The 20,113-nt window shown below is 62.2% G+C and carries 19 protein-coding genes and 1 tRNA gene; 10 read left to right on the top strand and 10 right to left on the bottom strand.

What is annotated here, in order from left to right; all coding sequences use genetic code 11:
* Window positions 1-2: 2 nt before the first annotated feature.
* The 3 genes from cysN to NT26_RS03625 are packed head-to-tail and all read right to left on the bottom strand — an operon-like array spanning window position 3 to window position 3,239.
* A complete protein-coding gene (gene cysN / locus NT26_RS03635; protein ID WP_052637408.1) occupies window positions 3-1,490 on the bottom strand; it encodes a sulfate adenylyltransferase subunit CysN in 1,488 nt (495 codons plus the stop codon).
* Between the two features lies 1 nt (window position 1,491).
* Window positions 1,492-2,445: a sulfate adenylyltransferase subunit CysD gene (gene cysD, locus NT26_RS03630; protein ID WP_052637407.1), complete on the bottom strand. Its 954-nt coding sequence runs from the start codon at window positions 2,443-2,445 to the stop codon at window positions 1,492-1,494.
* 32 nt (window positions 2,446-2,477) lie between these two features.
* On the bottom strand, window positions 2,478-3,239 hold the full coding sequence (locus NT26_RS03625) for a phosphoadenylyl-sulfate reductase (protein WP_052637406.1): 762 nt from the start codon (window positions 3,237-3,239) through the stop codon (window positions 2,478-2,480).
* Between the two features lie 240 nt (window positions 3,240-3,479).
* Between NT26_RS03625 and NT26_RS03620 the strand changes: the two genes are divergently transcribed.
* The 3 genes from NT26_RS03620 to NT26_RS03610 all read left to right on the top strand — a co-directional run bounded on the left by NT26_RS03620 (window position 3,480) and on the right by NT26_RS03610 (window position 5,471).
* Window positions 3,480-3,920: an RrF2 family transcriptional regulator gene (locus NT26_RS03620; RefSeq protein ID WP_052637405.1), complete on the top strand. Its 441-nt coding sequence runs from the start codon at window positions 3,480-3,482 to the stop codon at window positions 3,918-3,920.
* 197 nt (window positions 3,921-4,117) lie between these two features.
* Window positions 4,118-5,143 (top strand): sulfate ABC transporter substrate-binding protein, encoded by a 1,026-nt coding sequence (locus NT26_RS03615; protein ID WP_052637404.1) that lies wholly within the window; start codon window positions 4,118-4,120, stop codon window positions 5,141-5,143.
* 121 nt (window positions 5,144-5,264) lie between these two features.
* Entirely contained in the window at window positions 5,265-5,471 is a 207-nt protein-coding gene (locus NT26_RS03610; RefSeq protein ID WP_052637403.1) for a hypothetical protein, read from the top strand.
* 57 nt (window positions 5,472-5,528) lie between these two features.
* On the opposite strand, the gene ftsH is transcribed toward NT26_RS03610, so the two are convergent.
* Together ftsH and NT26_RS03600 are read right to left on the bottom strand one after the other, a co-directional pair.
* A complete protein-coding gene (gene ftsH / locus NT26_RS03605) occupies window positions 5,529-7,388 on the bottom strand; it encodes an ATP-dependent zinc metalloprotease FtsH (protein ID WP_052637402.1) in 1,860 nt (619 codons plus the stop codon).
* Window positions 7,389-7,572: 184 nt separating this feature from the next.
* Window positions 7,573-7,649: transfer RNA gene (locus NT26_RS03600), tRNA-Pro, on the bottom strand.
* Window positions 7,650-7,875: 226 nt separating this feature from the next.
* Here NT26_RS03600 and NT26_RS03595 point away from each other — a divergent pair.
* Together NT26_RS03595 and NT26_RS03590 are read left to right on the top strand one after the other, a co-directional pair.
* Window positions 7,876-8,232 (top strand): hypothetical protein, encoded by a 357-nt coding sequence (locus NT26_RS03595; protein WP_052637401.1) that lies wholly within the window; start codon window positions 7,876-7,878, stop codon window positions 8,230-8,232.
* A gap of 122 nt (window positions 8,233-8,354) precedes the next feature.
* Window positions 8,355-9,269, top strand: coding sequence for a lytic transglycosylase domain-containing protein (locus tag NT26_RS03590; RefSeq protein WP_052637400.1), 915 nt, complete (start codon window positions 8,355-8,357; stop codon window positions 9,267-9,269).
* Here the strand turns inward: NT26_RS03590 and lhpI are convergent.
* Entirely contained in the window at window positions 9,266-10,960 is a 1,695-nt protein-coding gene (gene lhpI / locus NT26_RS03585) for a cis-3-hydroxy-L-proline dehydratase (protein WP_052637399.1), read from the bottom strand. The two genes, NT26_RS03590 and lhpI, sit on opposite strands and share 4 nt — an antisense overlap.
* On the bottom strand, window positions 10,957-11,958 hold the full coding sequence (locus NT26_RS03580; protein WP_052637398.1) for a 4-hydroxyproline epimerase: 1,002 nt from the start codon (window positions 11,956-11,958) through the stop codon (window positions 10,957-10,959). Before NT26_RS03580 ends, lhpI begins: the two co-directional genes overlap by 4 nt.
* 136 nt (window positions 11,959-12,094) lie before the next feature.
* Here NT26_RS03580 and NT26_RS03575 point away from each other — a divergent pair, with 136 nt between their 5' ends.
* On the top strand, window positions 12,095-13,132 hold the full coding sequence (locus NT26_RS03575; protein ID WP_052637397.1) for an Ldh family oxidoreductase: 1,038 nt from the start codon (window positions 12,095-12,097) through the stop codon (window positions 13,130-13,132).
* Between the two features lie 88 nt (window positions 13,133-13,220).
* Here the strand turns inward: NT26_RS03575 and NT26_RS03570 are convergent, their stop codons facing one another.
* Together NT26_RS03570 and NT26_RS03565 are read right to left on the bottom strand one after the other, a co-directional pair.
* The gene (locus NT26_RS03570) at window positions 13,221-14,183 is read right to left on the bottom strand and encodes a dihydrodipicolinate synthase family protein (RefSeq protein WP_052641830.1); all 963 of its coding nucleotides are present in this window, start codon (window positions 14,181-14,183) and stop codon (window positions 13,221-13,223) included.
* A gap of 114 nt (window positions 14,184-14,297) precedes the next feature.
* On the bottom strand, window positions 14,298-15,002 hold the full coding sequence (locus tag NT26_RS03565) for a GntR family transcriptional regulator (RefSeq protein WP_052637396.1): 705 nt from the start codon (window positions 15,000-15,002) through the stop codon (window positions 14,298-14,300).
* Window positions 15,003-15,265: 263 nt separating this feature from the next.
* Here NT26_RS03565 and NT26_RS22625 point away from each other — a divergent pair, with 263 nt between their 5' ends.
* The 4 genes from NT26_RS22625 (at window position 15,266) to NT26_RS03550 (ending at window position 19,020) form a co-directional block, all read left to right on the top strand.
* On the top strand, window positions 15,266-15,406 hold the full coding sequence (locus NT26_RS22625) for a hypothetical protein (RefSeq protein WP_156157121.1): 141 nt from the start codon (window positions 15,266-15,268) through the stop codon (window positions 15,404-15,406).
* A 535-nt stretch (window positions 15,407-15,941) separates the two neighbouring features.
* Window positions 15,942-16,661: a sugar transferase gene (locus tag NT26_RS03560; protein WP_052637395.1), complete on the top strand. Its 720-nt coding sequence runs from the start codon at window positions 15,942-15,944 to the stop codon at window positions 16,659-16,661.
* A 35-nt stretch (window positions 16,662-16,696) separates the two neighbouring features.
* Window positions 16,697-17,677 (top strand): UDP-glucuronic acid decarboxylase family protein, encoded by a 981-nt coding sequence (locus NT26_RS03555; protein ID WP_052637394.1) that lies wholly within the window; start codon window positions 16,697-16,699, stop codon window positions 17,675-17,677.
* On the top strand, window positions 17,674-19,020 hold the full coding sequence (locus NT26_RS03550; protein ID WP_052637393.1) for a UDP-glucose dehydrogenase family protein: 1,347 nt from the start codon (window positions 17,674-17,676) through the stop codon (window positions 19,018-19,020). Before NT26_RS03555 ends, NT26_RS03550 begins: the two co-directional genes overlap by 4 nt.
* Before the next feature lie 91 nt (window positions 19,021-19,111).
* On the opposite strand, the gene NT26_RS03545 is transcribed toward NT26_RS03550, so the two are convergent.
* Window positions 19,112-19,831 (bottom strand): sugar transferase, encoded by a 720-nt coding sequence (locus NT26_RS03545; protein WP_244467667.1) that lies wholly within the window; start codon window positions 19,829-19,831, stop codon window positions 19,112-19,114.
* Window positions 19,832-20,113 lie beyond the last annotated feature (282 nt).

Here is a 20,113-nt window from a genome sequence, read left to right as displayed (position 1 = left end):
CCTCAGATGTCCTGCGCGGCGTTGGCGAAAATGTCCGCTGCCTGTGAAGCGCTCATACGACGCACGTCCGTCTCGTCGCGCCGGCTTGCGAAGACTTCGCTCGCCATGATCTGGTCCGCAAGGTCGGCTGGCAGAGACAGCACGACGCGTTCGCCTTCGTAGCGGATGCCGATCCCGCCACTGCGCTTGGAGGTGATCATCCCGCCGGCGATAGTATTGTGCGTATCAGGATCGATCAGGATGAAGGCGCCGGTCGAGCGGTTCTGCTCATAGGCATCAAAGATTGCCTGCTCGTCGAACGAGAGCCGCACCTTGCCTATGGCGTTCATCTGCAGAGGCTCGACGTGGGCGCGCCAGGAGCCGGTGGCGAGATCGAGCTGAGACGTCGGCCTGACCGAGACGCGCTGGCGGCGCGAACCGCTCTTCAGCCAGTAGCGCTTGCCAGGCTCGATGCCGTCCGGCTGCAGGGCGACGATCTGCGCCTCGAATTCGAGGCCGGTCATCGGCTGGGCGTCCAGCGAAACGATCATGTCGCCGCGGGAAACGTCCACCTGCCGGTCAAGCACGAGCGTGATGGCATCGCCGGCCACGGCGGCATTGCGCACGAGATCAAAAGTGACGATCTGCTTGACATTGGCGACCATGCCCGATGGCAGGATGACGACGGAATCTCCCGGCTTCACGGAACCGCCGGCGACGGTGCCCTGGTAGCCGCGGAAGCTTTCGCCGGGACGCGAAACGCGCTGCACCGGCAGCCGAAAGCCGCCGGCCTGGGCGGAGCGGACCGTTGCCAGTTCCAGCGTCTCTACCAGTGTCGGTCCGTCATACCAGGGCATGGCGGCAGGAGCCGGGTAGACGACATTCTCGCCCTTCAGCGCGGACATCGGGATCGCCGTGATCTGTCGCACGCCGAGCGAAAGCGCCAATTCCTTGAACTCGTGCGAGATCCTGTCGAAGATGGCGCGGTCGTATCCCACGAGGTCGAACTTGTTAACTGCCAGCACGAACTGCCGGATGCCCATCAGCGATGCGATCGTCGCATGGCGGCGGGTCTGCTCCAGGAGGCCGGCGCGCGCATCGACCAGGAGGACCGCCAGATCGGCGGTCGAGGCACCGGTTGCCATGTTGCGCGTGTACTGCTCGTGACCGGGCGTGTCGGCGACGATGAAGGAGCGACGGTCGGTGGCGAAATAGCGATAGGCGACGTCGATGGTGATGCCCTGCTCGCGCTCCGCCTGCAGGCCGTCGAGCAAAAGCGCGAAGTCCGGCAAGCCGAGATCGTTCTGCTGGCCCGAATCCCGCTGCAGCGTCGCTGCCTGGTCTTCCTTGACGGCCTTGGTATCCCACAGCAGCCGGCCGATCAGCGTCGACTTGCCGTCATCCACCGAGCCGCAGGTGATGAGACGCAAGGGACGCATGTCGCGCGACAGCGGCAGTGGCTCCGATGCGGGATGGACAGCGACCGAGGTGGCGGTGGCGGATGCGGTCATCTCAGAAATATCCTTCGCGTTTCTTCTTTTCCATCGAGCCGGACTGGTCGCGGTCGATGGCGCGTCCCTGACGTTCGGAGACGGTGGCAATCTCGAGTTCGGCAATGACCTCCTCGAGCGTGGTCGCCGTGGAACGGATACCGCCGGTCAGCGGCCAGCAGCCGAGGGTGCGGAAACGCAGCATGCCTTCCTGGATCTGCTCGTCTGGCAAGGCTTCGAAGCGGGGATCCTCCGCCCACATCAGCATGCCGTCTCGTTCGACGTATTTGCGCCTCTTGGCGTAATAGAGCGGCGGCAGCGGAATATTCTCCGCCTGGATGTAGCGCCAGATGTCGACCTCGGTCCAGTTGGACAGCGGGAAGGCGCGCACGCTCTCACCCTTGCGGACCATGCCGTTGTAGACGTTCCAGAGTTCCGGCCGCTGGTTGCGCGGATCCCATTTGTGCTCCGGCGTGCGGAAGGAATAGATGCGTTCCTTGGCGCGCGAGGCCTCCTCATCGCGCCGCGCGCCGCCGAATGCGGCATCATATTTGCCGGCATCGAGTGCCTGGCGCAGCGCTTCCGTCTTCATGACATCGGTGTGATAGGCCGAGCCGTGGGTGAAGGGCGAGATGCCTTCCGAGACGCCGCGTGGGTTGGTGTAGACGATCAGGTCGAGGTCGAAGCGGCGCGCCATCTCATCGCGAAAGGCGATCATCTCCGGGAATTTCCAGCCGGTATCGATGTGGAGCAGCGGGAACGGGATGCGTCCGGGGTGGAAGGCCTTGCGCGCCAGATGCAGGAGGACTGAGGAGTCCTTGCCAATCGAATACAGCATCACCGGTCGCTCGAACTCGGCGGCAACTTCGCGAAAGATATGGATCGCCTCGTTCTCCAGCGCCTTCAGGTGCGGATCGAGCGGTTGCTTGTTGGACGTAGCAGGCTTGGGATCTGCTGCGTGAAGGGTATCGGACATCAGTTACTCCAGGGCGCCTGGCCGGCTGCCGGTCAAAGGGAAGTCGAGTTCGCAGAGGCGGCAGCGGCTTCGGGAACATGGAGGCCGCATTCGCGCTTCTCGTCGTTCTCCCACCACCACCGGCCGGCGCGCTCCGGCTCGCCGGGCTTTATCGCCCGTGTGCAGGGCTCGCAGCCGATCGAAGGGTACCCACGCTTGTGGAGCGGATTTGTCGGCACGGCCTGTTGCTCGACATAGGCGTTGATCTGTTCGAGCGACCAGTCGGCGAGCGGGTTGACCTTTAGGAGGCCCCGCTCCGCGTCGTATTCGGCGAAAGGGGTGGAGGCGCGATTGCCAGACTGGCTGCGGCGAAGGCCCGTCACCCAGACCACCGCCCCATCCAGCGCGCGGGCGAGCGGCTTCAGCTTGCGCACGTGACAGCAGGCGTGTCGCGCTTCCACGCTTTCGTAGAACCCGTTGAGACCATATTGCGCGGCATAGGCATCAACATCCGCCTTCTCGGGCATGAAGCGTCGGATTTCGACACCGAAGCGGTCTTCCGTTTCGTCGATCAGGGCAAGCGTTTCGGGAAAAAGCCGACCCGTCTCCAGCGTCGCCACCTCGATGTCGAGGCGGTCGAGGCCGATGGCAGCGGTGATGACCTGGTCCTCGATACCGAGACTGGTGGTGAAGACGGCGCGGCCGAGCGTTGACGCAAGCGCGAGCCGGCCGGCAAGATCCAGTTTTTCAAACTGCACATCGAGAGAGGCGGCGAGTTCGGCCAGGCGGGGGCCGGAGGCGTCGTGGATCGTCATGGGGTTCTTCCAAACTCTTTGGCGAATTATGGAAGCTCGCCCGTGGCAAGGACAGAAACAGCGGTTTCATGAGGCGGGGATGGAGAGCAAATCTCTCTCCAAAGCTGCTGTCCGGCAGAAAAGCTGCGGCGGTCGGCAGCGACAACGCCCGGTGTGTTTGAATTCCACTGCCGTTTCCATTATGCCCGAAACAGGTCAGGACCATCCGGAAGCCCGGCCGCAGGCACCAACGGTTGCACGATGATCTCTCAGAAGGCGAGATACGCGCTGCGCGCGCTGACGGCTTTGGCGCAGGCCGAAAGCGGCTCGTCGATGATGATCTCCGAGATCGCGGCGCAGCAGTGCATCCCGAAGAAATTCCTGGAGCAGATCCTGCTCGACCTGAAGCGGGCCGGCCTGGTTGCCAGCCGCCGCGGCAAGCAGGGCGGCTACCTGCTGCTGAAGCCGGCCAACGCCATCACCTATGGCGAGGTGCTGCGCCTGATCGACGGCCCGATTGCGCCCCTGCCCTGTCTTTCGGTGACAGCCTATCGCAAGTGCGAGGACTGCGACGGTGAGCAGGGCTGCGAGATCCGCCACGTCTTCGCTCGCGTGGCCGATGCGACCCGCGACGTGCTGTTCAGCACAACGATCGCCGATGCAATAAGCAGCACAAGCTCCGAACACCTTCTGAGGGCCTGAGCGGCTCTTGAGCGTGGAATACACTTCTTCCGAGCTTTCCTCCAGTAGGTCGGTTTTGCTTGAAACTGACCTTCACGCAGTACCGCCCTTTCCCGAGTTTACCTGGAAAAGGAAGAGTTTTGTGTTCTTTCCGCGCTCCGTTGTCAAAGACTACTTAACCAGTAGACTTACTGGAGTATCAACGGAGGGAAGCCGTAATGTTCAAGTTCGTGCATGGAATGGGCGCATTGGCGCTTGGACTGTCTCTTACTGTCGGCGTCTTCACACCCACCCTGGCGCAGACCACTCTGCTCAACGTCTCCTACGACCCCACCCGCGAGTTCTACGAAGAGTACAACGCGCTCTTCATTGCGCACTGGCAGAAGCAGACCGGGGAAACGGTCCGCATCGAACAATCGCACGGGGGGTCAGGCCGGCAGGCGCGAGGCGTGATCGAGGGACTGGAAGCGGATGTCGTCACCCTCGCGCTGGGCAGCGACATCGATGCGATCGCCCAGCACAGCGGCAAGATATCCCGCGACTGGCGCGGCAGGTTCGAGCACAACTCGGCACCCTACACGTCAACGATCGTCTTCCTGGTGAGGAAAGGCAATCCCAAGGGGCTGCGGGACTGGGGAGACCTCGTGAAGGATGGCGTGGAAATCGTCACGCCTAACCCCAAGACCTCCGGCGGCGCCCGCTGGAACTACCTCGCTGCCTGGGCGTGGGCGAACGAGACGTATGGAGGAGACGAGGAGAGGATCAAGGCCTACATGCAGGATCTCTTCCGCCATGTCAGTGTGATGGATACCGGCGCGCGTGGCGCAACCACAACCTTCACGGAGAGAGGGATCGGCGACGTGTTGCTCGCCTGGGAAAACGAGGCCTTCCTGGCGCTGAAGGAAATCGGGGAGGATGCTTTCGACATCATCGTGCCACCGATCTCGATTCTGGCAGAACCGCCCGTGGCGGTCGTCGATGCGAATGTGAACCGGAAGGGTAGCCGCAAGGTGGCCGAGGCCTACCTGCAATACCTGTATTCCGACGAAGCGCAAAATCTGATCGCCGAGCACTTCTACAGACCCGTCAGGCCGGAGGTGGTCGATCCGGCCCTCCTGCAACGGCTTCCGAAGGTCAAGCTGGTGACCATCGACGATCCGATCTTCGGTGGCTGGGCGAAGGCGCAACCCGAGCACTTTGCCAATGGCGGGACCTTCGAGGCGATCTATGGCAGCCGGAACTGAGCGGAATGGGACGCGGCCCGTGATGCCGCGTCCCTCTTTCGGTGACAGAATTGTGAAAGGGCACGGAACAAAACCGGCCGAGAAGGATTCGGAAGCTGTCCCCCTCGCAATGGAGAGCAACATGGCAATGTCGGCGCATATCCACGTCAAGCCCGAGGATCATATTCTGACCATCCAGGAAGCAATCGAGCCCGTCTACAACCGGCTCGCGCTCGAGTGCGAGGCAAGGATCATCGATGCAGCCGTGCGCGCCGGCTGGTCGGCGGAAGAGGCTGTGGCGGCAATCGAGGACCTGCGCAAGCGCGAGTTGCTGGAAAGCACCCACTGAGGCCTGCCATCCATTTCTTCAGCATCGCCAGCAACAAAAGATCCTGAGGAGCCTGCCTCAGTTGAGCGCGATCCCGCCGCGCGTTTTTCGCGCATCATCGGCCGGCGGTTGAAGCTGCAGCGGCCGCAGATCGTCCTCGCCGAGCGTCTCCACCTCGAGGAGTCGCCTGGCGGTATCCTCGAGCGCGCCTCGCCGCTCGGTGAGGATCCTCACCGCGCGGTCGAAGGCTTTGTCGATAATCTTCCTTACCTCCTCGTCGATAGCGTCCGCCGTGTGTTCGCCATAGTCGTGCTGGCGCGGGCCACCCATCAGCGGATCGGGCGTGAGATAGGACCGCTGGTCGCTTTCCAGCGCGATATGCCCGATCTTCTCCGACATGCCGTAGCGGGTAACCATGGCACGGGCGATGTCGGTGACCTTCGCAAGGTCGTCCGCGGCACCGGTCGAAAGGTGCTGGAACACGATGAATTCCGCCGCACGTCCCCCCAGCAGCACGGCCATCTTGTCGTCCAGTTCCTCGCGCGTCATCAGGAAGCGGTCCTCGGTCGGGCGCTGGATTGTGTAGCCGAGCGCCCCGACGCCGCGCGGGATGATCGACACCTTGTGCACGGGATCGACACCCGGCAGTGACAGTGCCACCAGCGCATGTCCCATTTCATGGTAGGCGACGATCCGGCGTTCCTGGGGGTTGAGCAGCCTATTGCGCTTCTCGAGGCCCGCGACGATGCGTTCGATGGCATTGTTGAAGTCCTCCATGCTCACCGCGTCTGCCTTGCGGCGGGTCGCAAGGAGCGCGGCCTCGTTGACGAGGTTGGCAAGGTCGGCGCCGGTGAAGCCCGGCGTCAGCGCCGCCACCTGCTCCGGATCGACGTCCGCGGCGAGCTTCGCCTTCGACATGTGCAGCGTGAGGATCTGGATGCGGCCGCCCTTGTCGGGCCGGTCGACCAGAACCTGGCGATCGAAGCGGCCGGCGCGGAGCAGCGCCGGGTCAAGGATTTCGGGTCGGTTGGTCGCCGCCAGCAGGACGACGCCGAGCGACGGGTCGAACCCGTCGAGCTCGACCAGAAGCTGGTTGAGCGTCTGCTCCTTCTCGTCATGTCCACCGAACATCGGCCCGGCGCCGCGGGCGCGCCCAAGCGCGTCAAGCTCATCGATGAAGATGATCGCGGGCGCCTTGGCGCGGGCCTGCTCGAAGAGGTCACGGACGCGCGCCGCGCCGACGCCCACGAACATCTCCACGAACTCGGAGCCGGAGATGGAGAAGAAAGGCACCCTCGCCTCGCCGGCCACCGCACGGGCGATCAACGTCTTGCCAGTCCCGGGCGGACCGACGAGCAGCACCCCCTTCGGCATGCGCCCGCCGAGCCGGCCGTATTCCTCCGGGTCGCGCAGAAAGTCCACGATCTCCTTGAGCTCATCCTCCGCCTCATCCACCCCGGCAACGTCGTCGAAGGTCACCTTCACATCGGTCTCGACATAGACCTTGGCACGGCTCTTGCCGATCTGCATCAGCCCACCCGCGCCGCCACCGGCACCGATGCGCTTCATCATGAAATACCAGATGCCAAAGAAGAGCGTGATCGGCAGCACCCAGGAGAGGACATTGCCCAGGAGATTGCTCTCGATGCGGCCCATATAGACGGCGCCGCTTTCCTGCAGGCGCTCCACAAGTGCCGGATCAACCCGGGTGGTCACGAACATGGTCTCGCCGCTGGGCAGGGCCTGCTTGAACTTCCCATGGACGTAATTGTCCGAAATCGACACCTCCGCGATCCGCTTCTCGGTGAGATAGGTCTCGAACTGGCTGTAGGGAATTTCCGTGACCTGCTGCGAATAGGCGAAGAAATACTGGACGAGCAGTACGCCAAAGAGGGCGGCGATGCCGTACCAGATGTTGAACTTCATATTGTCGTTCATCGCAGGTCATCCTCGTCCGGTGCCATCAGGCGGCACGGATACAGACAACTCCATCGGCCACGGCCTTGCAAGACCAAGCCCGGCTGCCATGCATGGCGATTGCCTGAGCACAGGCCAGGATCAAATGCTTTGCGTCTCGACTTGAACGGGAGGGAATGAAGCCATTCGGGGGAGGCTTTTCAGCTGGTCGGAGTGGCAAGATTCGAACTTGCGACCCCCACGTCCCGAACGTGGTGCGCTACCAGACTGCGCTACACTCCGTGACCAGCGGCGCCTCTATAAACCAGCCACTCGGCTTCGACAAGCGGTCGGGTCGAAAATTTGCGCCCTCTCCGGCCTCCGTTCCAGCAGCGCCGTCGGCGTGGCAAAAAGGTAGCGATGGCGGGAAATTTTGACGGAGGCGCGGCCCGGTGGTGCGACGGAAACAAGAAATCTGCTAGGGCGGCCGCAGCCTCATCGGACGCGCAGAGAAAAAGGTCTACAGGACATGAACCGCCGCATCATCGCATCCACCGCCGTCATCGCCATCGCACTCTCCGCCTGCACGACGACAGGAGCGCCGGCCAATCCGATCGAGGCTCGCTGGGTCGGCCAGTCGGCCGGAAAGTTCTTCGCGAAGTACAGCCCTCCGATCAGCGATACGCCCACCGGTTCGACGACGCTTTATAACTGGCGCGGCGGCTACCAGCGGATCAAGCTGCAGAACGGCCGCACCGCCAATGTCAGCTGCGCCGCCCAGCTGACCGTCGACGCCGACTACAATATTCGCTCCATCCGCATCACCGCCGACCGCCAGGGCGCCCGGGGTCCGAGCTATTGCGAGGAACTGCTGACGCAGGAATAGAAACTGCGCTGCCGGGAAGTCGGATCCGGCGGACCGCTTTTCGGCGCATTCGTCGGGCGATGGCTCGAGAACGCAGTTCGTGACAGAATGGGACGTCCAACAGACGGCATTGCACATCCACCATGACCAGACTGGCAATCTTGCTCCTGCTCTTCCTGACCTTCGCCGGTGAAGGCGCTGCCGCAGAGCAGGCCGGAGAGCAGCTGGAGAACGAGTGCCTGTCTTCCTGGGTCGATGAGGCGTCCGGAGACACGCTCTGCGTCCGTGGCGAGACGTTCAACAGCGACCTCTGCTCCGGCCTCGAGTATTTCTCGCGCCGGCACGACATTCCCGCTGATTTCTTCGCGCGGCTGATCTGGAAGGAAAGCCTGTTCCGGCCTGGTGCCGTCAGCCACAAGGGAGCGGAAGGCATCGCGCAGTTCATGCCGGGCACCGCGCGGCTGAGGGGGCTTGCCAACAGCTTCGACATCCTTTCGGCACTAGGCGCCTCTTCCGCCTACCTGAAGGAGCTCCGCGACCGGTTCGGCAGCTATGGCCATGCGGCGGCCGCCTACAATGCCGGTGAGGCCGGGCTGCAACGATATCTGGACAGAGGGTTGCTGCCATACGAGACGCGCGCCTATGTGCGCTCCATCACCGGCCATTCGATCGAGCAGTGGACGAGCGAGCCTCCGGAGACTGCCGCTGCGCCGCTCGACGCCGACAAGCCATTCCTCGAGAGCTGCGTTGCGCTGGCGGAGAGCAGGCGACTTTCACCCGGAGCCGTGATGGGGGAAGGGCCGTGGGCGCCCTGGGGCGTGCAGATCGCCGCACACGTCAATCCCGAGGTCGCGCGAAAACTGTTTGCCGACAGGGTGGCACGGCTGCCCTCCCCTCTCGACGAGGAGTTGCCTGTCATGGTGCACCAGACGCGCGGCAATTTCGGCCATCGCGGCCGTTATGCCGCGAGGATAGGCCGCGAGACACGTGCGGAGGCGGACAGGCTCTGCGCGACCATTCGCGCTGCAGGCGAGGCCTGCACCGTCTTCCGGAACTAGGGAGACAGCCACTCGGGAAGCCGGCAAGGCGCTCTGCCTGTGGCGGTGGCTTCCGCACAGTCGCGGATGCTTCCGAAGCGGACAGTTCGGCTGCTCAGGCCGGGCCCGTAATGGGCATATTTGCCGGAATTGGTAAGCACGGTTTTCGCCGCGGGCGGGAAGACCGGCTCGCTCATCGAACACCAGCACAGGTCCGGCAGGACGGTCACGCCCGCCTCCCTCAGGAGCGGCAGCGTCCCCTCTTCCTCGGCGATCCGGATGACGTCGTGCCCAGCCGTGACGATCACCGTTATGTCCGGGCTGCATCTGCGTCCGCCAAGGGCAGCAACAAGGGCGCGGCACTCGCCCAGCGAGGCATGCGGGCTTCCCACCGCCACGAGATCGACCTGCTCGGGCCCGGCCGACAATTCCCGCCAGGCAGCGGCCATATCCTCTCGTGTGATCTTTCGCTGCGGCAGGCCCGCGGCGGCGGATGATGCGGCTTCCGGGGTCACGCCGTCGATGTGGAGCATAGGTGACGCGGATGCCGTGCCGAAGGCGGCACAGAGAGCCTTCAGGTCGTCCATCGACGGCTTGCCTTCCGCCAGCCCACGCAAGAGGGGAATGCTATCTGGCGACATTTGCCCTGCCAGATAGCCCACCAGCGGCCAGAAGGCATCGTCAGAACCGGGTGGAAGCTCGACATCGATGACCATACCAGCCTTGCGGTTCTCATCGAGATAGACGCCCGCCAGTGGCGCGCGGCCCGTCAGCGCAATGCAGAGATCGAGGAAATCCGGATGTTTTTCCGTGCGCGCTCCGAGGACGGAGTTTGCGAACACGACTGCGTTGGATTCCGCCCAGGCGACGCATTCCCCCGCCTTCGGCGCGCTCGATAGCAGGTAGGGAGCGCAGGTATAGGTCGGGCGACAGCCCATCCGCACATAGGCATCCGCCAGGTCCTGCGCCGGCTTCCCGAACGTTTCCGGAACCTGCTGCGATCTCCAGTTCGCGTAGTCGACCGAGATCGCGTTCATGGTCGTGGGAACGCGAACGCGCGCGCCTGAGGCCGCCATCTTCTGGGCGAACAGGAGATTTGCACGGCTGGCGTAGATGCAGCCGTCAATATGGGCCTGGCTCACGTTGACGAGTTGCCGCGCTCCCTGCTGGGCGGCCATAGAGCAGATGATCTCCATGGCCTGGCGGAGAGCAGGCTCCGCCTCGCCGCCGAGCATGGCGTGATCTTCCGGCGACAGATCAAGCGCGGCCGTGGGCGCAGGAGCCAAGGCGACGGTTCGTCCTCCAGCCTCCAAGATACTGCGAGTAATCACGGCACGGTCACAGCCAGAAAGAAACCGGAAGTCATCCTCCGACAGGCGAATGACCGGGATCGGCTTGTCGAACATCATCGCCGCGACGAGCGCGCCGAGTGTCAGGACATCTTCGGCGCCGCTGAAGACCAGAGCTGCGGGCGCGCGTCCGGACAGAATGAGGTCGAGCAGCACGCCCGACCCGGAGCAGGAGCCGCGGCTCGACGGCATCAGCAAGATGGTGCCGGTGAGGCAGACCCCATGCAGGGGATGATGGACGTCGATCACCCGCCCATCCTCCGGCGACACACCGCCCCAGAAGCTCAGCGGCTCGGTGGTGGAGAGCACCGGCCCCTCCGCCTCGCCGGCAAGGATGGCGACGGATCGCGGCTCGGCCGTCACCTGACGACGAACCCATGCGCAAACGGGTCGCGATCATCGATGAAGATCGTGTTGATGCCGGTCATGCGGGCCCAACCGGCAATCGACGGGATGATCGCATCGCGACCTGCGACGGTCGTCGCCGCCTCGACGCAACCGCGGAAGAGCGAGCCGATGATCGACTCGTGGACGAATTCGTCGCCGACCTTAAGCTTGCCCTTTGCCGCCAGTTGTGCCATCCGCGCCGAAGTCCCCGTTCCACAAGGAGAGCGGTCAATCGCCTTTTCGCCATAGAAGACGGCGTTGCGTGCGTGAGCCTCCGGGTTCGTCGGCTTGCCGGTCCACTGGATGTGGCTCAGTCCGCGAATCTCCGGATGTTCTGGATGCACGAACTCGTATTTGGCATTGAGGGCGGCGCGCAGCTTCGGGCTCCAACCCACCAGTTCGCCGGCCGTGTGATCGGCCATGTCCCTGAAATGCTTCTGCGGTTCGACGATGGCGTAGAAATTGCCACCATAGGCGACGTCGACGACGACCTCGCCCAGCCCCTCGACCTGTGCCGTCAGCCCCTCCGAATGGAGGAAGCCGGGGACATTGGTGAGGCGAACCTCCTCCACGAAGCGGCCTTCCTGGCGATAGGTGATGTCCACCTTCCCCGCCGGCGCATCGATCGATAGCTTTCCAGGCTCGCGCGGCGTGATCAGCCCGTTCTCAATGCCCATTGTGATGGTACCGATCGTGCCGTGGCCGCACATCGGCAGGCAGCCGGAGGTTTCGATAAACAGGACGGCCACGTCGCAGTCAGCGCGGGTGGGCGGGTACAGGATCGACCCGGACATCATGTCATGGCCGCGCGGCTCGTACATCAGCCCGGTCCGGATCCAGTCGAACTCGCGCAGGAAATGCGCCCGCTTCTCAAGCATGTTCGCCCCCTCCAGCCGCGGACCACCGCCGGAAACGAGGCGGACCGGGTTTCCGCAGGTATGCCCGTCGATGCAGGAGAAGGTATAGGAGGCCATCGTTTTTCAACTCCGTCGGAAGGCGTGATATGTGACTCGTGCGAACCAGAATTGCACGCGCCCGTTCTTGTATACTATGTGTATGCACTCGTTCAACGCCGCCTGGCCGGGCGGCCCAGCTCGGAAGAGGCAGACAATGACCCAGACATCCACCATCACGATTGCGGATCTCCACCAGCGGGTCGATGCCATCTTCCGGAAGGCCGGCCTCAATGCGCAACAGGCCGGAGCGCTAGCTCGGGTTATCGTCGCTGGCGAGCGCGACGCCTGCAAGTCGCACGGCATCTATCGTATCGAAGGGGCGCTGAGGACCGTGAAGGCAGGTAAAGTCAAGCCGGATGCCGTGCCGGAACTCGACCTGAACGAAGGTTCGGCCATAGTCAGGGTCGACGCCAAGGGGGGATTTGCCAACCCCGCCTTCGAACTGGGTCTTCCCGCACTTGCCGAACGCGCGCGTGCCCTCGGTCTCGCGGCGCTGGTCATCAACGATTGCAGCCACTTTTCCGCCCTGTGGCCGGAAGTGGAAGCGGTGACTGGCCAAAGCCTTGCCGCGCTGGTCATGTGCCCCAGCTATGCGACCGTTGCGCCCACCGGTGGCAGCAAGCCCTTGCTCGGGACGAACCCCTTCGCTTTCGGCTGGCCGCGTCCGGATCATGCACCCTATGTCTTCGACTTTGCCACCTCTGTGGCCGCACGGGGCGAGCTCGAACTGCATCGACGCGCCGGCAAGCAGCTGCCAGAGGGCTGGGCGATCGATGCCGATGGACAGCCGACAAACGATCCGGAAGCGGCACTGGCCGGCGCCATGCTGCCCTTCGGTGGTCACAAGGGCTCGGCGATCGGCACGATGATCGAGCTTCTGGCCGGCATCATGATCGGCGACCTGACGAGCCCTGAAGTCCTGGACTATCTCGGGACCACGACGCTTGCGCCCATGCATGGGGAACTGATCATCGCCCTCTCGCCTGAGGCCTTTGCCGCCGGGCGTCCCGGCAACCCCTTTGCGCGTGCCGAGAACCTGTTCGAGAGCATTGTCGGCCAGGGCGCCCGCCTACCGTCGCAGCGCCGCTTTGCGGCCCGTGCGAAATCCGAAGCGGAAGGGATTGCGCTGACGGCTGCCGACATGGAACAGCTTGACCGGCTTCTGGAAAAGGGGCTTGACGCCGTCGCCTGAAGGCGGCCGAAAATCGCGCCCAGCTACCATTCCGCTGCATGGAACGGCTCCCTGCAAAAGGAGCCGTTTGCCACCACGCTGATGAAGCTCAGACCTTGTATGTCTGGACGGCGCCCGGAAGCTTGCTCCACTCTGCATACCAAGTATCAAAAAGCTTCATCTGAGCTTCGACATAACCACGCTGGCTTTGGGACAGTTCGTCCGTCTCATTGAAGTGCAGCGTGTATTCCTTGTCACCCTTGAGCACCATCATATGCTTGAAGAAGAGGACAAGATCGGGCCCCTCGTCAAAGGAGGAAAGCACCGCCAGGGCCGATTCCAGTTCCAGCGCGCGCTGGCGGGCATCGGGATCGCCCTTCGCCGCGGCCTGGGCGAGGTTGCACAGGTGCAGTACCTCCTTCGGCAGGACGCAACCGATCCCGGTGATGGCGCCGGTTGCGCCACAGTTGACGAAGCCGTGGAAGACGCAGGTATCGACGCCGATCATCAGCGAAACGTCATCGTCGCGGCTGGTGATGTTTTCGGCGGCATAGCGCATGTCGTCCGCTCCGCCGAACTCCTTGAATCCAACGAGGTTCGGATGCTCTGCGCGCAGCGAGAAGAAGAGATCGGCGCGGGTGGCGAAGCCGTAGTAAGGGCTGTTGTAGATGACCGCGGGCAGATCCGGAGCGGCAGCAAGGATCGCCTTGAAGTGGTTACGCTGGGCGGCGACGACAGAGCCCCGGGAAAGGACGCGCGGGATGACCATCAGGCCCTGCGCACCCACCTTCTGGGCGTGAGCGGCGTGGGCAACCGCCGATGCCGTGTTGACGGCGCCTGTGCCGACGATGACCGGAACGCCAGCCTTTACCAACCGCTCGACGCCTTCCATGCGCTGCTCATCGGTCAGGAGCGGCCAGTCCCCCATCGATCCGCAATAGACGACGGCTGACATTCCCTTTTCGACGAGCTCCTTGCCCTTGCGGACAAGCGCATCGAAATCCGGCGACCGGTCCGCCTGACACGGGGTCATCAGCGCCGGAATGACTCCGGAAAAAATCTTCGACTTCACGTCAGTCTCCTTCTCGCCGGCCCAACCCGGCAGCAACGGGATGAATTGTGAGGCGCCCTCTCCGCCAAGACGCCGGCCTTGCATTCTTTTTGTCGACAAACAGAATACAACAGGTCAAAGCCCGATGTCCAGCCCGCCGCTGCGGCTGAACAGCTTCTGCACCTGCGCGACGATCTGCTCGGCATGCGCCCTGCCGAGACAGTCGGCCGCATCGACATCCCGGGCTTCGATCGCGGCGATGATGGCCTCGTGATCGTCGACGAAGCTCTGCGGGAACTGCTCATCATAGGATCGGTAGTAGAGGCGCAGGATCCGCCGCCCCTCGTCGAGCAGACGCTGGAACAGGCCGGTGAAATAGGGGTTGCGGCCCGCCTCGGCGATCGCCGCATGGAAGGCGGCGTTGGTGGCGATCATCGCCAAGGCGTCGCGCGCGGCGACCGCCGCCGCATATTCCTCGTGATGAAGACGGATGGCAGCAATATCTCCGGGTCGATGGTTCTGTGCGGCAAGGCGCGTCGTCACCCGGTACATGAGAACGAGCGCATCGAAGAAGGGCCCGAGATTGAGGAAGTCGATGTTCGACACCATGGTCGAACGATTGGGCAGCGTCTCGATCAGGCCCTCGCCTGCCAGCCGCACCAGAGCCTCGCGGATCGGCGTCCGCGACATCTGAAAGCGTTCCGCCAACTGAACCTCGTCGATCGGACTGCCGGGGGCGAGCTTCAGGTCGAGGATCTCGTCGCGCAACAGGTCATAGACCATTCTTGCGCCGGAGCCCCTCTTGCGGCCGGGCAGCGGAGGATCAGCAGTTTCACTCATCCGATATCCTTCTTGTCGACATGCAGAATACATCCTTCGACTACCGGCGCAAATCTCGACTGCGTCGGGTGCTTCCTGCTTATCGACCCGGAGCAAGTAAGGGCTGAAGAATGATGGCACAGAGCGCATAGTTCAGGGGCACCAGGCCCGTCTGAAAACGGGACAACCGTTTAGTTTTTCTCAATCATGGAGATAATTAACCATCGAGATTTACCAGGAAACAACTTCATTGCCGGATCATGTGCACACCGAAAGGACGGACGATGTCACGGCGCTTGAGAAACCTCCTGTTTGCTTTCACCCTCTCATTGTCGATGTGGGCGATCATCCTGTATGCGTCCGTCGCACTTTACGCCGGCATCGTTCCCCAGTTGGACCCAGTGACGACGGCGAGCATCGACTAGCAGGAACGCTCCAGTAGCAATCCCTACTCTTCCAGATCGCGAAACCTGTGTTCTGCAAACGGGCCAACAGGCAACAATCCTGGCACCTATCGCTCCATCCGGCATGGAGCAGGTGCAATACAAGCGCATGCTTGATAACTAACCAGTAATTCCCAAAGAATTCAATTAGTTATTTTTAGCATGCAAAATGCTGCTGGATCTCTCGGAGCAATAAATCCCGCACCTTTTCCTTCTGCGCGAAAAAAATCTTCGAAAGCAGGAAGCATCGTCAATATCTCTATTGTCTGCCGCGCTACCTCTAGGGGAAGGATCATTATCCGAAGCCAAACAAGGACGCTCAGGTCCTCCGCCGCCACCGGAATGTCGAAGGAAGTATTGAACGGAAATGGCTTGTGCCGAAAGCGCCAACCACCGAGCAGCAGCAGGAGAATTACTTGAATTAACCAGCTTAAAGAAACGTGTCTGAGTTCTGTTTGCAATGCAGCGAGGACTAAGTTAGATTAACATTCAGTTAATTTTCCATGAGTGCTGGGTCATGAAAGCCAATACCTTCCTGGGCGTGTCCGTGCCCGTTAGTTTCGAGCACTACGCTGCTGCGAACTCGAATACTGCCCCCCAGGCAAAGCCGGCGCCGGTGATCCAGCAGCATTCGCTGGAGCTTGGCGTGAAGCGTGCCATCGACATCACTCTGTCTCTCGTCGCGCTGGTGGTCCTTCTGCCACTCCTGCTGGCCGTTGCTCTCCTGATTAAACTTGAAAGCCCAGGCCCGGTGTTTTTCCGTCAGGCGCGATGGGGGCAAGGCTGCAGGATCATCCGCGTCTTCAAGTTCCGCTCCATGCGCCTCGATCAATGCGACGCCACCGGCGTCAGGCAGACTGTCGAGGGCGATCCGAGGATCACCCGCATCGGGCGTTTCATTCGCAAGACCAATATCGACGAGCTGCCGCAACTGTTCAACGTATTGAAGGGCGACATGTCGCTTGTCGGTCCCCGCTGCCACCCACTCGGCATGCTGGCGGCAGGCGTCGCCTACGAGGATCTCGTTCCGAATTATCACGACCGTCACGTGATGAAGCCCGGGATCACGGGGCTTGCGCAGGCGAGAGGCCTGCGGGGACCGACCATCCGGCGATCGAAGGCAAAAGCGCGGATAGCGGCCGATCTTCATTACGTCCAGAAATTCAGCCTCTGGCTGGACTTCAAAATCATCTACCGGACCCTACTTTCCGAGATCCGGGGCGGGACAGGCTCCTAGTTCCGGTATCGTCACTTCAGACCCAGGGACGTATCATGAAGAGAATACTGGTCACCGGTGGCGCCGGCTTTCTTGGCGCGCATATCTGCGAGCGGATGCTCAACAGCGGTCACAAGGTCATCTGCCTCGACAATCTCTACACCGGGTCGATGGCCAATATCGCCCACCTTTCCGGCAATCCCCGGTTCGAGTTCATCGAGTGGGATGTGTGCGACCCGATCGATATCGCGGTGGACGAGATCTACAACTTTGCCTGCCCCGCTTCTCCGCCCCATTACCAGGCCGACCCGATCCGCACGATGAAGATCAGCTTCCATGGGGCGATCAACATGCTGGACCTGGCGCGAAAGCACGGCGCCAAGGTCATGCAGGCATCCACCTCCGAGATCTACGGCGATCCGCTGGTTCATCCGCAGACGGAAACCTATTGGGGAAATGTGAACTCGACGGGAATCCGAGCATGCTATGATGAGGGCAAACGCGCCGCCGAAACGCTCTTCTACGACTATCATCGCCAGTACGGAACCAATATCCGCGTGGTTCGTATATTCAACACCTATGGTCCCGGCATGAACGCAGGTGACGGCAGGGTGGTGTCCAACTTCATCGTCCAGGCTTTGGCAGGTGACGATCTGACCGTCTATGGCGACGGCAGCCAGACCCGATCCTTCTGCTATCGGGATGACCTTGTGGAGGGCATCATCCGCCTGATGGATGCGCCAGACCACGTAACATTTCCCGTCAATATCGGCAATCCGAACGAGTTCACGGTGAAGCAGCTTGCAGAGGTCGTTCTCGAGCTCACGCAGTCGAAGTCGCGGCTGATCTCGCTTCCCCTGCCCCAGGACGACCCGACCCAGCGCTGCCCTGACATTTCGCGGGCAAAGGAACTCCTCAATTGGGAGCCTTCGGTCCAATTGAGAGAGGGCGTTCTCAGGACGATCGCCTATTTCCGCAATCAACGTTCCAACCCATCCCGTCTCGATACAAAGGCCCGCGTGGAGGCAAGTGCATGAAGATCGTAGTAGTCGGATCAGGCTATGTCGGCTTGGTGGCAGGCACGTGCTTCGCCGACATCGGCCACAGCGTGGTTTGCGTCGACAGCGACCAAAAGAAACTCGAGAAGCTGCGGCAGGGTGTCATGCCGATCTACGAGCCGGGCCTCGATGACCTGGTTGCCAGAAACCATGCGAGCGGCCGTCTCTCCTTCACCGATGAGCTGGGGTCTGCGCTCACCGGTGCTCATGCCGCGTTCATCGCGGTAGGCACACCGCCGCGCGCCACCGATGGTCATGCGGACATGAAGTATGTCCATGCCGTTGCCCATGCCATCGCGGAGAAGGCAAGCGGAGACCTGGTGGTCGTGAACAAGTCCACCGTGCCGGTCGGCACCGGCGACGAGGTCGAGAGGATCCTCCTGAGCGCGCGCAGACCGTTCAGGTTCTCGGTCGTCTCGAATCCGGAATTTCTTCGCGAGGGCGTGGCGATCGACGATTTCATGCGCCCCGACCGGATCGTCATCGGCAGCGAAAGCGAATGGGCGCGCAAAGTGGTGTCCGGCATCTACGAGGTCGAGCGCCTCTCGGAAGCAGCCATCCTCCATACATCGCGCCGCTCCGCCGAGTTGATCAAATATGCGGCCAACGCCTTCCTGGCGATGAAGATCACCTTCATCAACGAGATCTCGGACCTCTGCGAGGCGGTCGGCGGGGACGTGCGTCACGTTGCCCACGGATTGGGACTGGATAGCCGCATCGGTTCGAAGTTCCTCAATGCCGGTCCCGGCTATGGCGGCTCGTGCTTCCCCAAGGACACCCTGGCGATTTCGAAGACCGCCCGCGACCACCGTGTGCAGTTGCACACGATCGAGACGGTCATCCAGGTTAACGACAACCGCAAGCGAGCTATGGCGCTACGGGTGCTCGACGCCTGCGGCGGATCGGTGCGCGGCAAGACCATCGCCGTCCTCGGCCTCGCCTTCAAGGCGCACACGGACGACATGCGCGACTCGCCCGCCATTCCGATCATCCAGGCGCTGCAGGATTTCGGCGCGAGGGTTCGTGCCCACGATCCGGAGGCCATGGAGAATGCGGCCAAGCTCTTGACCAATGTGACCTTTTGCGAGGATGCACTGGACGCGGCAACGGACTCCGATGCCGTCGTGGTCCTCACCGAATGGCCGGAGTTCAGGGATCTTGATCTCGGACAGTTGAAGGCGGTGATGGCGGAGCCACTGATGATTGACCTTCGCAACCTCATGTCCGAGGATGCAGTGCTCGAAGCGGGCTTCACCTATTGCTGCGTCGGCAGAAATCCGGCCGGCCCCCATGGCGAGAAACAGCTTCTCGCAGCGGAGTAGCCAGCCGTCTGCAGGCAATATGCTTTCCGCTAGTCGCACAAAGGCCCGGCGGACTCGGTGGTGCCCGCCTCGACCCCGGGTATACCCTGGATCAATGGTCGCCTTTGCCCGTGACGACAATCGCGATCGTCTTCAGGATGATCCGCGCATCCAGCCATGCAGACATGGTGCGGATATAGCGGACATCCAGTTGCACCCGCTCCTGATAACTCAGTGAATTGCGTCCACTGACCTGCCAAAGGCCCGTAAGTCCCGGCCGGGTTGTCAGGTAAAGGCGCAGGTTCCTGCCATATCGCACCGCCTCCTCGTGCACGATCGGCCGAGGCCCGACAATACTCATCTCGCCGCGCAGAATGTTGATGAGTTGCGGCAGCTCATCCAAGCTGCTTTTGCGCAGAAAGCGGCCCAGCCTGTTCACGCGGGGGTCGTTGGAAAGCTTTTGAGCGTCGAGCCATTGCTTTTGAGACTTCGGGCAAGAATCCAGGAGTTCCGCCAACCGAAGATCGGCATCCCGAACCATTGTGCGGAACTTCAGGCAGTTGAATGACCTGCCGTGCCGACCGATACGAACTTGGCGATAGAAGATCGGACGCCCGTCCAGAAGGAGGATCGCAAGCATGATAACGCCGAAGAGCGGTGCTACGAAAATCAGGGCTCCCAGCGCAAACACGATATCGAACAGGCGCTTGGCCAAGCCGAGCGTGCGTCGTCTCGGCCCGAATGCGGTCGAGGCTTTAACATGCTCACGCCTTCCCTCGATCGCCTTGTCATAGCTCGCGAGGTGACGATGTGCGTCAGACATCGTCTTCATCAAGAATCCGACTCAAATGATCACGCCTGCACAAAGCCAAAGCTGGCTTCCAGTTAGATGCTGGTAACGCCAAACGGGTCTAGGAGCAGGAGGTTCCAATCTCGGAACGGTTTGGCCGAGAGACACCACTATCGCTCTTCATGAGCACTGGAATGCCTCGACTGCTGCGCGACGGAGGCCAAGGCGCGTGTAGGATCCGCGGCCAATAGCGAATTTGGAGTCCGTGCCGGACTTTGCAAGGATCCGATTGACGGTTGAGCAAGAGTATGTCCTATCCGGGCT

This window comes from Pseudorhizobium banfieldiae (assembly GCF_000967425.1).
GTDB classification, from domain to species: domain Bacteria; phylum Pseudomonadota; class Alphaproteobacteria; order Rhizobiales; family Rhizobiaceae; genus Neorhizobium; species Neorhizobium banfieldiae.
Note: the sequence above shows the minus strand (reverse complement) of the source record. Positions and strands in the feature narration are given on the sequence as shown.